The sequence below is a fragment of the Vibrio sp. QJM3NY_35 genome (assembly GCF_057785915.1).
Genome location: NZ_CM173508.1, coordinates 91,840 through 105,232 on the forward strand (window position 1 = coordinate 91,840; position 13,393 = coordinate 105,232).

A 13,393-nucleotide genomic window follows, 5' to 3' on the forward strand; every position below is an offset into this window, starting at 1 on the left:
ATAGAGGAGTGGAACAGATGGCATCGAACTTATCAATAGCTCTACCATCGGGTATTGAGTGTCACGGTTCAACGTTACGAATTGTCTTCTATTACAAAGGCAAGCGTTACCGAGAAGCTCTCGGCTTAAGTCCAACTAAGCAGAACATAAAATTTGCAGCAGGAAAGCGCCAGACTATCTTGCATGAGATGAAGATTGGCACTTTCAATTATGCTCAGCATTTCCCTGATTCTAAGCATGGGTTTGGGAGGCCTAAAGGTCAACAGATCAGCCAACTAGCCGCGCAATACATCGACGAGGTTTCTATAGATGTAAGGCGCTCTACACTACAACGTTATGACTGGGTACTTCGAGATTTCTGCAAGATCTACGGTAGTAACCGCAGTACTGATACCCTGTCACCTAGATCATTAGCGCAGTATAAAAGAGAACTTGTTAATGGCCGCAGTGGTAGAACAATTAATCGTAACTTAGTCACGGTGAATGCATTTCTTAAATGGCTTTTCACTATGGATTATGTACCCCGAGACCTCTCTACTATCCTAGCTCGTGTAAAGGAAAGTGAGCCGAATATCGAGCCATTCTCAATAGAAGAAGTTCATGATGCAATCTCCAACTGCATGCAGTTACAGCACCGAAACATAGTTACCTTGTTTGCTTATACAGGCATTAGAACTGGTGAGCTATGTGCACTAGCATGGGAGGATGTCGACTTTAAAAAGCGCACGCTCCACATCCGCAGATCGACTTATGTAGACCGTGGCCTGAAAACAACCAAAACCGATAAAGAGAGACATGTAGATCTATTACCACCAGCCATTGAAGCTTTAAAGTCACAGCTTCTACTTACGGACTCATTTCCAGCGAAAGAGTATGCAGTGGAGTTACCCGGTAAGGCAAAGAGATGTGAACAACTCCATTTTGTGTTCAATCCTAAAGCGGTCCGAGTTCAAAAAGGAAGTGACTATGATTACTACGGGCTTCGTGGCATCGGTCGAATTTGGCGCTCGCTCTGTGATAATGCTGGTATAAAGTACCGCAATCAATATCAACTCCGACACACTTACGCTAGTTGGATGATCACTCATGCAAACATCAATATTAGCTACCTTGCCCAACAAATGGGTCACGCGGATATTACAATGGTTGCGAAGATCTACGGCAAGTGGCTTCAGGAGTCCAACAAGAAAGAATCCGATCGTGTTTGGGTAGAGTTAAGTAAAGTACATAAAACGACTGGTCAGTGATAGCAAATCACTGACCAAGGTCTACCCCTCGATTCACTTATTATCCATTGATGCGCTAATAACTAACGAAACCGAACCTTTTTACCACACAACTCAGTATGCTTGGTTCCTCCAAAACCAACTTTGTTGGCCTTTTAAAACATTGGGGAACAACAAAGATTGATAGTTTGTTCCCTCGACAATAAAGCTCGAAACTTTTCGATGCTTTTTATCGTCGTTTGTCTTTCGTTCTGAGAAGGTTTTGCTTCATTCTTACTTAGGGTCATTACTCGCAACATTCTTGAATCTCATTATTTGATCAAATTTCCTTTATGACTCAATATGCTAATAGTTGGGTAATCGTACAGGCATGCTTGTGTCCATCGATTTCGTAGCGGTTCAGTAACGAGCTAAATTTCCACTTTATCTATAAGGCACTTCAATTGATTGAACAAGCACAAGTTGCGGCAGACATTCTGAAAGAAATGAAAGAACTTGCGGCCAAAATACATCTTTTAGTAAATGGAATGCCACCAGAAGAACTCCTAGGGTACATCTTGTCGGAGGACAATAGTTTGACCATTTCTGTATTAGATTACATGAACGAAAGCTCAATATCTGAAAATTAAGTTTGATCAAAGATGTGTTCCCGAATCGCTTTGTGATCATAAAGAGGACATTCATCAGTTAGATCAAAAAATCTGATAAATCCTTTTTTCATTACATTCTTTTAACTCAAAGATATAACCATCAGGCTTTGCATTGACCTACTAATACGTGAATATTCAAAGTGCAAGGTAAAGCTTGTCTTTGTCGCAACTGATACCAGACCTCTACTTGCGCTAGTACAAGCTTAATTACCTATAACGCCGCTCCCTGGCTAGAATGATTAAGGCTAGCACTAAATCTGCCAGTCAACACTGCAAACCTTAGCCTTTTACTCAACACTAAAGTTTATCAAAATGAGATCGCAGAGTTAGCAAAACTATATGTGATGACTTTTTGATTTAAACGAAGCCGAGGGCATGAAATGGAAAAAACAACCCAGCCAGGAGCCGTCTCCTCAGTACTAAAGGTATTTAATATCGTCTCTGCCTTAGCGGACCAAAAAGAGGCTGGCCTATCTGAGCTCTCAAAGCAATTGAGGATGTCGAAAGCAACGACCTTCCGTTTTTTACAAACGATGACGAGTTTAGGGTTTGTGCAGCAAAATAGGGATGCAGAGAAGTACGAACTAACTTCCAAGCTGTTTGAGCTTGGTTCAAAAGCGCTTGTTCATGTTGATCTTGTCGACGCAGCAAACAAGGAAATGGCGACTGTCTGCAGTGCCTTTAATGAAACCGTTCACCTAGGCGTGATCGATGAAGATGCGATCATTTACCTTCACAAAGTAGATTCAAACTATCACTTTCGAATGCATTCTAGAATCGGGCGACAAGCTCCTCTCTATAGTACCGCAATTGGCAAGATTATCATGAGTTACCTCTCTGAGTCCGAAATCAGGGGGCTACTCTCTCCTGTGGAATTCAAAGCTCACACAGACAAAACACACAAAACTGTAGAGCATCTGCTAGCGGAGCTAGATTGGGTCAAACATCAACATTATGCGGAAGATCTTGAAGAGCAAGAGCCAGGGTTACGATGTATTGCAGTGCCAGTTTTTGACCGATTTGGAGAAGCCGCAGCGGCAATTTCAATCTCTTTTCCGACAAATCGATTTGATGAAAAAAGAAAACGCGATTACTTTAGCTCATTGCATCATGCGGCTCGTAACATTTCTAAGAACCTCGGGTATCACCATTACCCAATCTAGCTCTTTGGATTCATCGTGGTCGCGAAACCTGAAGAGCCACTCAGATAAAAAGAGACACTCTCAAATGCAGACTAAAGCGATATTCTATTTACCCACTTATCGAGCCTAGAATAACTGTTGTCCTCGATAACAACATTCGTTGTTTCTCGACCATCTTCCGGACGAAGGACAATACCCCATGTCGTTGTATCTTTCTCGCGTGAGTCGTCTTGCGTGATTCCGTTGATTATATTGTTCGTCACACGATTACTCCCTTGAGCGCCGTTGAGTGCGATACCTTCATATTGCTGCCCATACTTGTTTGTTGGTTTCGGAGAATCAGCAACAATAGAGCCAAGATTATCGATACGATTACTGTCTATCACAACATCATTAGCTCGCTCTACACTAATCGGTCTAACCGAGTTTGACACACTATTTTCAGAAATATTAATGTTGGTTGCAGTCCAACCGTCATACACTCTCTTGATACTCAAACCTACTACGACATCGTTCATGATATTGTTTTGCATCTTGATATTATCAGCGCCTCGTTTGCTCGTGATGCCATCATAAGCTCTTTCAACGTAGTTGTTAACCAGTGTGAAGTGATCTCCATATTCTCCTGATACGCCCCCAGCAGAAACATAGATTGCTGCATCACGAACGCCAAAGAAGCTGCTGTTTCTAATAATTGCTTTTAGTGCCCCCGTCATGAGGATTCCGCTATCTCCACCAGCTAGATAATAAGGGTCAGTGTCATTTTCAGTACCGATAAAAACAATATCTTCAATAAGTAACTCGTTAAGTTTGCTCCTGCCTGAATTTGTCGCACCTCGGATTGAAAGCGCATCTGCTGTCTGCTTTGTTCCCTCTCTTCCCGCAGGGGTTTTGTAGCGAAGTGGAACAACAGTAGAAACCTTGGCTTTTGACATATTGAATGTGCCACCAGTCCAATCAAAGTTCGCTAGCACACTCGCGCCACCACACTCATCCGATTTTGAGGTGTGCGTATCGAAACTAAACATATCACCATCCAACTGCTTTGTAGCAATAAAGCTAGCCTCGCTAGCATCTACTTTAAGATCGTTTCTCAAGTAAACTTTTGTATCTTGGCTGATGTAATAAGTACCCGTAAGTACCAGTTCAGTGCCTGTATTGGTGGCTTGTTGGAGCGCAGCTTGAAGTTTGCTTGTATCACCCTTTGGGTTTATCGGCGCTGAAGTACAGTCTTCGGCGGCTACGGTGCTCGATACTAAGCTGAGAATCAAGAGAGATAGGTTTTTTGTTAAATGACTGTGGTTCATAAGTTTGTCTCATCTTATTTAAGTTACTATTTATATGAATATTTTTATTGTCATAGTAGAAAGTAAGGCGTCCGCATCTATCTTACCTAATTAATTGATATAAATAACCACTCAACAAGGTAACTTATTGCCCATAGCAATATCATAATTTGCCCACAAAACTAGAATCCCAGATGTAAAAATAACTATGGTTCGCTGTAAACCCAAAAACCCTTAATGGGAATTAACTCATTAAGGGTTTCAGTATTATCTTATATCTAAACGGTTGCTGAAGATTGAGTTACTTTTGTACTTTCAAGTTTACGTTCAGACCTAACTAACAAGGTACCGATAAGTGCTAGAATTGCTGCGATAAAGACAAACAGCATTCTTCCCCACAAAGGGTTAGGAACGAGAGTCAGACAAAGGATAAAGACAGACGCGATAAGTACCATCTTACCTAGTACAGTGTTTTGCTTATTATCCATCGCAACACTTTCTGGACAATCTTCAACGACAACTTCAGTGTCTACGTTGGTAAAGAATTGTTTAACTTCAGCTTCTCGTTTCGCTGGTAGTCCTTTATAAAAGAACTGTGAGCAAACAAAGAACGGTAGTGTAATCGACATGTGTCCTATCAAGCCTAACGTTACCGACTTCATTTCTGTGTATTCACGAGACGTCAGTGGCTGATCTAAACCTAAAATTGATTGTAGTACTTCCGGTGTTAGAACAATGGCAATAAATCCTGACACACACATACCTACAATAACCGTACCCCAGCCTGCCCAATCAGGTGTTTTTCTGACAAAGAAACACATGATCGACGGAATAAGGATTGGGAAGCCGATTAGCGTACTCACCAACATCGTTAAATCAAACAAACCAAACTGTTTCAATGATGTTAGGAACAACGCTGAAACAATGATGATGATACCAAATAGAGCCGTCAGCAGTTTACTCACAAAAATGAGGTGTGACTCAGAGTGATTTTTACAGAAATATGGTTGATATACACTCTTGAGAATAATACCTGCATTTCGGTTTAACGCTGAGTCCATCGAAGACATGGTTGCAGCAAACATAGCAGCGAGCATCAATCCAACCATTCCGACGGGCATTTCGCGACTTACAAACATAAAATAGGTCGCGTCGGCGACTTTGTTACCCAAACCATCCAAGCCCCAAGTGCTTGTATCCGGGTAGTGAGCTGCCACATACCAAGCTGGAACAAACCATAGTAGTGGACCGATAAGCATCAAGGTACCAGCTAGAATAGCCGCTTTTCGTGCGTTTTTGGTGTCTTTTGCAGCAATATAACGGTATGAATCCACCATGTTATTCGTACTAAAGAACTGTTTAATAAACATGAAGATAAACCAACCAACAAACAAGTATGCGTGGTTGTATCCGTCACCAATGAATGGCTGCTCAGGAAGGCCTGCATCAAGCAATGGTGTTAAGCCACCAGATTTCCAAATCGCAACAGCACCTGTTACCAACGTCATTGTCGTTAGAATGATCATTTGCATGAAGTCTGATGCGATAACAGCCCAGCTACCACCAACAAGAGACATAAACAACACAACAGAACCGGCAACTACGATTGTTAATTCTAGAGGAAGCCCAATGACTGCACTGCAGAATACCGCAAGTGCGTTGATCCAAATCGCGGCCTGAAGAACACTTAATGGTACGTTAGCCCATGTAAAAACCTGCTCATTCACGGCACCCAATCGCATGCGTACGCCTTCGAGTGGTGTATCCACTCGCATTTGACGCGCTTTTGCAGCAAAAAACAGATAGTTACACAGGTAGCCAAGTGCATTTGCATAAAAAACTGTTGTCGCTACTGCGAATCCACCCGTTAATGCTTTCCCCATGTGGCCAGTAAACGTCATGGCACTAACCGCTGTCATGAATGATGTGGAACCCACCATCCACCACAGCATTTTACCGCCCCCACGAAAATAATCACTTGTGGAGTTACTGAAGGATTTAAATAAGACCCCAATTGCCACAAGGAAGCCAAAGTAAACCAGTACGATTGCTATATCAATCATGTTTCTTCCCTTTCATTTATTTTATTTCAACGTAATTTATTTTAATTTGCCCGTTTTATCCGAACATTAATCACAATCTCATTTGAATAAATAAGTGACATGAAAAATTAGAATAAACAATCTATTCCATTTATTTATGAGCCACAAAAATTTCATTTTGAGAATTAATTTCACCATCAATTAAAACCAACATAGTAAAGTTACAATCTATACTTGCTAAGTTAAATGATAATTTTTGGTAATTTTGAGGGCAAAATTTGCATAGTGCGTGGGTTTAAATAACAAAGAGATGTTCGCATTTCTGGATGACCAATGTGAATCGCGTCAAAAAATGCAATCAGTAAGATGATTCTCTTTTGAAACCTTAAAAAATTGCAAACAAATGAGCCCGCCTTGAATGACGGGCTCATGTAATCAACGTAATGGTGTTAACTACCCAAGCGACTTGATATACAAAGTGAGCACATCGTCAGGGGTCATGCTGACGGGGTTGCCTCCGGCGCACGGGTCTGCCAACGCACTATCCACCCAGACTTTCACATCATCTTCTGTGACACCTAGCTGGCCAAATCCAACGGGGATACCAACACGCGAGCTAAGTTCACGGATCGCCTTCACAGCTTCGATACTCGCCTGCTCTTCAGATATTCCATCAATTTTACACCCCAGAGCAACAGCCAGTTTGGCAAATTTCCCTATCCGATGTGGTCGGTTAAACTCACACACTAGTGGCAAGAGAATAGCGTTACAGACCCCGTGTGGTAGGTTTTTATGTGCGCCTGCTGGATGTGCCATGGCGTGAACCATACCCAATCCAGCACTATTAAATGCCATACCTGCTAGGAACTGACCTAATGCCATCTTCTCTCGCGCTTCGATATTTGAACCATCCTCTACAGCATGAGGTAAGTATTGACTAATCACGCGAACAGACTCTAGCGCAGAGTGATCGGTTAGGGTGTGTGCACCTACTGAAACGTAAGCTTCGATAGCATGAGTCAGGGCATCCATACCAGTTGCTGCCGTAACATCAGCGGGTAAGCCAACCATAATGCTAGGGTCATTCACAGAAATATCCGGAATAATATTGCTATCGATAATAACGCACTTTACTTTGCTCTTTTCATCGGTAATGACAGCATTACTGGTCACCTCTGCAGCAGTACCTGCCGTGGTATTGATAGCAAATAGTGGTACGCCTTGATTCTTTACATTGTTCACCCCTGTATAACGAGTGATTGGTTGTGGATTCGCAGTCAGGATCTTTACAGCTTTCGCGGTATCAATTGCACTACCTCCACCAAATCCAATAATGTAGTTCGCACCGGACTCTTTGTATGCCTGATAAGCACTATCAACAACGGCTACAGTTGGATTTGGAACCGTATCCGTGAAACAAGTGAAAGACAAATTAGATTCTTTGAGCGCTGTAATCAGTGGTTCAAGTAAACCCAGATCTTTTAATGCATTGTCCGCAATAATAAAGCCATCACCAACCTCTTTGGAGACTAAATGACAAACCAATTCGTTGATCGCATTTTCGCCAGAGATATTTATTTTGGGTAGTGCCAAAGTAAATGCCATATTTAATCCTTGTAATTAACAACAATATATTTACAAATAATCACAGGTCGACTTTTTAAACTCGACCTACACTTTTAGGAACGCTGATTCACCAGCGACAGTAATTTAAAGCAAACTCTAAGCTCGATATCTAAAGCATTAGATATGCAATCAAACTAACCAAAATAACAATCATGGTCGCCGAATAAACGTGACGTTCAGACATGTGTTTCATCAAATGAGCAGCCACAGGAACGCCAAGAAATGAACCGATAAAAAACAAGATTGCGGTATGAATATCTGACTGTCCACCCTTTGCATAACCAGCTGCGGCAATGGCAGACAGACACAATGCCAATACTACCGAAGAGCCAATGGCTTTCTTAATATCCAAATGCAACACATTGTTGAGTACAGGGAGAAGCAAAACGCCCCCACCAACACCCGTCGAACCCAAAACTGAACCACAGAACATGCCAGAAACAATCGCTTTTTTGGTGTTTGTTTTAGGCTCTGAAATTAAGCCCGGCTCAACCTTAGACATGCTTTTGTATTTAGAGAACACTGAAACCAGTGACCCAACCATCACAATTGTCACAAGCCAAGTCACCATCTGTTCTGTACTTTGCGAGTAAAGCGGATGTGTACTGTAGTAAACTACCAGCTGAGTGACCACCAATGTAACCGGTACCGCACCAACAAACAGTAGCGCTATCTTGTTCCAAGATACGTTCCGAGCTTTTATATGAACTAGGGAAGCGTTGATCTTAACCATCGCTGAAATCAAACTTGCTGTGCCGACCGCCAACACGGGAGACATTCCGCAAAATAACTGCAACATTGGTATTAACAGCACTCCTCCGCCAACCCCGGTTAGCCCTAAACATAAACCAAAAATGCTTCCTAAAAGCAGCTTCAAAGCCACTGCATCCGCAGACCACACGTTCATCAACAGCTCATTGAATGGCATAGACCACCTCCGTTAGCACTAAAAACAAAACACCTTTTTACTAAAAACAATCTAACGTACCAATTAGTGTTTAGTTTATGGCGTTGATCATATTTCTTCTGTTTTTTTTGCAGTACACTATCGCTTCCAGTAACACGCAATGACGGCAGTATGACGATACCGATACCAACATCACTGAAAGAGATGACCAGTAAACTCACCGTTTGCAAACAAGAAGCTGTCTACTTTAGTAACAACAAAGCATCTGGGTTTTATCGCGTTGAAAGTGGATTTATAGGGCTTTACCAAGTGGCAGAAACCGGAAAAGAATCGTTACTCAGACTGTACGGGAAGGGCTCATACTTCGGTTATCGCTCTCTGTTTACTCATCAGCGCTACCCAGCGACGGCTAGAGCGATGGAGAACAGTGTTGTTAGTCGAGTAAATATTCACACCTTTGAAGATCTGCAACAGCTGGCCCCTTCACTAACCAAAGCGTTAACGACCGAAGTTTGCCAAGAGTTAGGGGAAGCTGAGCGACGTCTTGTTCAATTTAGTGCTTTCAACGCTAAAAACCGAATAATCGATGCGATACAGCATTTCTTCGCATACTACCCACACTATCCCTGGACTTATCGCGAAATTAGCGAGTACAGCGCTACCGACGTGACGACTGTGATTCGTTTTTGTAAATCACTCAAACAATCCGGAGTGCTGAGCATGCACCATCGCAGCCCCCATCCTGCCGATCTATCAAAGCTTACGAGTCTTAACTCGTTGTCCAAGGAAAAAGTAGAATGAAAAAGTTCCGCTCTAAAAAATCACCATGGCGGGAGCAAGGTAGCGCTCCGGATTATCGCTTCTCACTCGCCAATGAACGAACTTATCTAGCATGGATTAGAACATCACTTGCTTTGTTAGCGGGCGCTATTGCTCTCGATCAGCTGACTCCGGAACTAGCGAACCCACTTGTGCGACTGTTGCTCTCGTGTTTTTTATGCCTCTGCTCTGGAGCGGTCGCTATCTATGCTTATCGACGATGGTCTCGCAACGAACAAGCGATGAGGCTAAACCAAGACCTCAAATACACATCGAACATGAAGATTATTAGTGCAACCATTTTAGTGCTCACCTTCATTATCACGTTGGCCATCACTCTATGAGTGCGGTTAAAGGGCTACAGTTTGAACGTACTGCTCTATCCTGGCTACGAACTCAGTTGGTTCTATTTGCCATTGGTGTGGTATTGCTAAAGGTCTCGATAACTCAAGATGCCACTCTCACATATTTATGTGGTGCAACCGCAATGCTGGTTGCCATCATGTGCTCTTTCTCCCATGCGCGAATTATCAAGTTTTTAACTTCAATAATAATAATGCTGATAGCAGTGACCTACGCCCTAACCATGCTATCTGATGTCTTCATAGGAAAACTACAATGAACCAAATTACCAACTGTCATGTGATGGCCAAGCCATCTGGCTCGGTATGTAATATCGACTGTGACTACTGTTTTTACCTAGAGAAAGAAAAACTCTATCCAGATAGACAAAAAAACTGGCGTATGGATGAAGAAACGCTTGAGGTGTTTATTCAACAATATATCGACGCGCAGCAGGGCGATACCGTTCAGTTTGCATGGCAAGGGGGAGAGCCGACACTACTCGGTGTGGGCTTTTATCGCACCGTACTTCAATTGTGCGAACGCTATCGGGGTAATAAAACGATTTCTCACGCCTTTCAAACCAATGGGATTTTGATCAACGATGAGTGGTGTGAGCTCTTCAAGCAAGCTAACTTTCTTATTGGCGTTTCAATAGATGGCCCTGAAGATCTACATGATGCCTATCGCACCAACACCAGTGGTAAGGGGACTCACAGTAAAGTCGTCGCAGCAATCGAGCTATTGAAAAAGCATCAAGTCGAGTTTAATACCCTCACGGTTGTCAATGACAAGAACGTCAAGCATCCTCTCAGGGTCTATCAATTTTTAAAAAGCATCGGTTCGAACTTTATTCAATTTATCCCATTAGTTGAACGACAAGAATCTGATCAACTGACAAACGATACCTGGTTAGTAAATCCAGACCAAAAATATGGAAAAGTCACACCTTGGTCTGTCCAACCCGTTGATTATGGTCAATTCCTCAATACAATCTTCGACTACTGGGTAACCAAGGATGTTGGACACGTCTTTGTTCAACAATTTGATACCACATTAACCACTTGGCTTGGTCAACCCAGCCCTATATGTGTATTCGCACCTCGATGTGGGCATGCGTTTGCCATCGAAGCAAATGGAGACCTTTATCAATGTGACCACTATGTGTACCCAGAGTACAAACTAGGCAATATCCATGACCGCACCATCCTTTCGATGAACAATAGTCAAGAGGCCATCGACTTCGGACTCAACAAGTCAAAACAACTGAATAGCAAGTGCCAATCATGTCGATATCGATTCGCCTGTCACGGCGGCTGCCCGAAACATCGATTTTTGCCTGGACCAACAGGGGAACTCGACCATAACTACTTGTGTGAGGGCTATTATAGTTTCTTCGATCATTCTCAACATGCGATGGCTTATATGGCGAAGCTAATAAAGAATGGTAAGTCCCCTGCAGAGATCATGGCACAGTTTGCCAATAAACAGGCTGAGAAAGTGAGTAGAAATGACGCCTGCCCATGCGGCAGTGGCAAGAAATACAAACGCTGTTGTGCATAACAACTAGGTGAAAACCCGCCTTCTTAGAAGGCGGATTTGACTTTTAGTCCCCTCCAGAGGAGAAGCTCCGCGCATTTAGTTCGTGTTCAACTCCAATAGAGGTTCATACTCAACGTCTTTTTTCTTGCGGTATAACCTCCCGCCGAACCATATCTTCATTTACCCCACCGTATCAACGAACTATCCTCGCCCAATAATGGTTTCCTCATAGTTGCTTACGAATGAGCACAAACCGATTGCACAGCCGAATCATAGGTTGCACCTCCAAGGTGCCCATTAGCATTGAGATCGAAACTGTTGCTGGAAAGATGACAATAAAAAAGTCCACAGTGTTACCACTATGGACTTTTGCAATGAACATATAAATGTGTGTTCAACACCAACAGTTACGCTTCGATGATTTCCGGTTGTACCCCTTCAATACGATAGATCTCTTCCAATAAAAGCTTTCTTAGCTCCGCTTTCACCGGCTTCAGATCTTCATTAGCCACCAAGTTTTCTAACTGATTAGGATCATCAACTAGGTTGTACAAGAACTCTTCTTGGTACACCCCGCTGTCTTTCTCGATTAAACCACTTTGATCCGGAGCTGATACCGAATACGTCCATGAATTAGTACGAATAGCACGGCCAATCTGTGACTCACTGATCTGAATAAAGCTAGCATTACTCTTCTTAGCGTTGTCAATATACAGATCTTGAAGCGGCTGACCCTGCATGTAGCTAGGTACTTTAACGCCCGCAGCCTTCAGCAGAGTTGGAACTACATCAATGATGCTTGCATGGTCATCTATCACCTGACCTGCTTTCGCACGTGGATCGTAAATCACGAACGGAATACGAATCGAAGAGTCGTGACATGAACGCTTGTATTCACCATTGCGAGTCTTGAAGTGAGAGCCGTGGTCACTCAGATAAACGATTACAGTATTATCATCTAAGCCTTTATCTTTTACCGCTTGGCGAATCTTTCCAACATTTTGATCGAGATTATTACAACAACCTAAATAATCTGGGTATTCTTCTGCCCAATTACCATCAACAAACGGTTCTAGATCACCAGGGACTTTGAAGTTACTCCATTTCTCTTGAGAGCCATGGGGGCCTTCATACGTATTTTTGTCATTCTGATGATGTGGCTCTAGATAAGACAAGAATAAAAAGAACGGCTTCTCTTCTTGGTAATTATCGATGTAGTCTGTCGTCAAGTCAGTCAAAAAATCTGCGCGATATACATCTTCATCCCAACTTACCTTGTTGCCATCGATGTCAAACATATGTCCGCCATAGCCATGCGATGTGCCTTCAAGGATATCGGAAGCAACCCAAAAGTCTTTATAACCACCTCGATACTGGTTTGGTATTGCTGTGAAGCAATTATCGATAGTTTCACCTGAGCTTTCTGTCGGTGCCGCTACAACAAAGCCCTCATGAGCAGTGTTATTTGAAGCTAAGTGCCATTTACCGACGTAACCGACACTGTAACCTTCATCAGAAAGAAAGTGAGCCACGGTTTTTTGACCTTGGGGAAGAATAATGTCATTTCGGAAGCAACCGGTTTCGGTTGGATACAGCCCAGTTTGCATCGTTGAACGTGTTGGACCACATACAGGGTTGACTGTGAATGCGTTCTCGAACATAACACCGTCTCGTGCAAGCTCGTCTAGGTTTGGTGTTACAGGCAGTTCCTGACCGTAACAACCCAACGTATCCCAACGCTGCTGATCGCTAAAAATTACAATAATATTCGGCTTGTTCATATTTACCTCTTGATACTAATTTGTTTCATA

General features: G+C 42.7%; 12 protein-coding genes. 7 read left to right on the top strand and 5 right to left on the bottom strand.

Annotated features, from left to right (window positions below):
• Positions 1–17: 17 nt before the first annotated feature.
• The 3 genes from AC3CH3_RS15880 to kdgR all read left to right on the top strand — a co-directional run bounded on the left by AC3CH3_RS15880 (position 18) and on the right by kdgR (position 3,039).
• A complete protein-coding gene (locus AC3CH3_RS15880; RefSeq protein ID WP_488538646.1) occupies positions 18–1,247 on the top strand; it encodes a site-specific integrase in 1,230 nt (409 codons plus the stop codon).
• A gap of 422 nt (positions 1,248–1,669) precedes the next feature.
• Positions 1,670–1,855, top strand: coding sequence for a hypothetical protein (locus AC3CH3_RS15885; protein ID WP_065677818.1), 186 nt, complete (start codon positions 1,670–1,672; stop codon positions 1,853–1,855).
• Positions 1,856–2,256: 401 nt separating this feature from the next.
• Positions 2,257–3,039 carry a DNA-binding transcriptional regulator KdgR gene (kdgR, locus tag AC3CH3_RS15890; protein ID WP_488538647.1) on the top strand — a complete coding sequence of 261 codons (783 nt, stop codon included), beginning with the start codon at positions 2,257–2,259 and terminating at the stop codon, positions 3,037–3,039.
• Between the two features lie 71 nt (positions 3,040–3,110).
• Here the strand turns inward: kdgR and AC3CH3_RS15895 are convergent, their stop codons facing one another.
• From AC3CH3_RS15895 to AC3CH3_RS15910, 4 genes are all read right to left on the bottom strand, one after another.
• A complete protein-coding gene (locus tag AC3CH3_RS15895) occupies positions 3,111–4,325 on the bottom strand; it encodes a right-handed parallel beta-helix repeat-containing protein (protein WP_488538648.1) in 1,215 nt (404 codons plus the stop codon).
• A gap of 257 nt (positions 4,326–4,582) precedes the next feature.
• Positions 4,583–6,367 (bottom strand): sodium:solute symporter family transporter, encoded by a 1,785-nt coding sequence (locus AC3CH3_RS15900; protein ID WP_488538649.1) that lies wholly within the window; start codon positions 6,365–6,367, stop codon positions 4,583–4,585.
• A gap of 432 nt (positions 6,368–6,799) precedes the next feature.
• Positions 6,800–7,951, bottom strand: coding sequence for an iron-containing alcohol dehydrogenase (locus AC3CH3_RS15905; protein WP_261839803.1), 1,152 nt, complete (start codon positions 7,949–7,951; stop codon positions 6,800–6,802).
• 130 nt (positions 7,952–8,081) lie between these two features.
• Positions 8,082–8,900, bottom strand: a complete 819-nt coding sequence (locus AC3CH3_RS15910) for a sulfite exporter TauE/SafE family protein (protein WP_065677823.1) — start codon at positions 8,898–8,900, stop codon at positions 8,082–8,084.
• Between the two features lie 150 nt (positions 8,901–9,050).
• Between AC3CH3_RS15910 and AC3CH3_RS15915 the strand changes: the two genes are divergently transcribed.
• Genes AC3CH3_RS15915 through AC3CH3_RS15930 form a run of 4 tightly spaced genes read left to right on the top strand, consistent with a single transcriptional unit; the run spans position 9,051 to position 11,603 of the window.
• On the top strand, positions 9,051–9,680 hold the full coding sequence (locus AC3CH3_RS15915; protein ID WP_261839805.1) for a Crp/Fnr family transcriptional regulator: 630 nt from the start codon (positions 9,051–9,053) through the stop codon (positions 9,678–9,680).
• Entirely contained in the window at positions 9,677–10,042 is a 366-nt protein-coding gene (locus tag AC3CH3_RS15920) for a YidH family protein (protein ID WP_261839806.1), read from the top strand. The genes AC3CH3_RS15915 and AC3CH3_RS15920 overlap by 4 nt, the downstream gene beginning before the upstream one ends.
• A complete protein-coding gene (locus tag AC3CH3_RS15925; RefSeq protein WP_065677826.1) occupies positions 10,039–10,320 on the top strand; it encodes a DUF202 domain-containing protein in 282 nt (93 codons plus the stop codon). Before AC3CH3_RS15920 ends, AC3CH3_RS15925 begins: the two co-directional genes overlap by 4 nt.
• The gene (locus AC3CH3_RS15930) at positions 10,317–11,603 is read left to right on the top strand and encodes an anaerobic sulfatase maturase (RefSeq protein WP_261839807.1); all 1,287 of its coding nucleotides are present in this window, start codon (positions 10,317–10,319) and stop codon (positions 11,601–11,603) included. Before AC3CH3_RS15925 ends, AC3CH3_RS15930 begins: the two co-directional genes overlap by 4 nt.
• Before the next feature lie 386 nt (positions 11,604–11,989).
• Here AC3CH3_RS15930 and AC3CH3_RS15935 read toward each other — a convergent pair whose 3' ends face one another.
• Positions 11,990–13,363, bottom strand: a complete 1,374-nt coding sequence (locus tag AC3CH3_RS15935; protein ID WP_488538650.1) for a sulfatase family protein — start codon at positions 13,361–13,363, stop codon at positions 11,990–11,992.
• Positions 13,364–13,393: the final 30 nt, after the last annotated feature.

What these genes read in the sequence shown, in the direction of transcription:
- AC3CH3_RS15880 (WP_488538646.1), top strand. Translation starts at nt 18, where the DNA reads ATGGCATCGAACTTATCAATAGCTCTACCATCGGGTATTGAGTGTCAC.
- AC3CH3_RS15910 (WP_065677823.1), bottom strand. Translation starts at nt 8,900, where the DNA reads ATGCCATTCAATGAGCTGTTGATGAACGTGTGGTCTGCGGATGCAGTG.
- AC3CH3_RS15915 (WP_261839805.1), top strand. Translation starts at nt 9,051, where the DNA reads ATGACGATACCGATACCAACATCACTGAAAGAGATGACCAGTAAACTC.
- AC3CH3_RS15905 (WP_261839803.1), bottom strand. Translation starts at nt 7,951, where the DNA reads ATGGCATTTACTTTGGCACTACCCAAAATAAATATCTCTGGCGAAAAT.
- AC3CH3_RS15930 (WP_261839807.1), top strand. Translation starts at nt 10,317, where the DNA reads ATGAACCAAATTACCAACTGTCATGTGATGGCCAAGCCATCTGGCTCG.
- AC3CH3_RS15920 (WP_261839806.1), top strand. Translation starts at nt 9,677, where the DNA reads ATGAAAAAGTTCCGCTCTAAAAAATCACCATGGCGGGAGCAAGGTAGC.
- AC3CH3_RS15935 (WP_488538650.1), bottom strand. Translation starts at nt 13,363, where the DNA reads ATGAACAAGCCGAATATTATTGTAATTTTTAGCGATCAGCAGCGTTGG.
- kdgR (WP_488538647.1), top strand. Translation starts at nt 2,257, where the DNA reads ATGGAAAAAACAACCCAGCCAGGAGCCGTCTCCTCAGTACTAAAGGTA.
- AC3CH3_RS15900 (WP_488538649.1), bottom strand. Translation starts at nt 6,367, where the DNA reads ATGATTGATATAGCAATCGTACTGGTTTACTTTGGCTTCCTTGTGGCA.
- AC3CH3_RS15925 (WP_065677826.1), top strand. Translation starts at nt 10,039, where the DNA reads ATGAGTGCGGTTAAAGGGCTACAGTTTGAACGTACTGCTCTATCCTGG.
- AC3CH3_RS15895 (WP_488538648.1), bottom strand. Translation starts at nt 4,325, where the DNA reads ATGAACCACAGTCATTTAACAAAAAACCTATCTCTCTTGATTCTCAGC.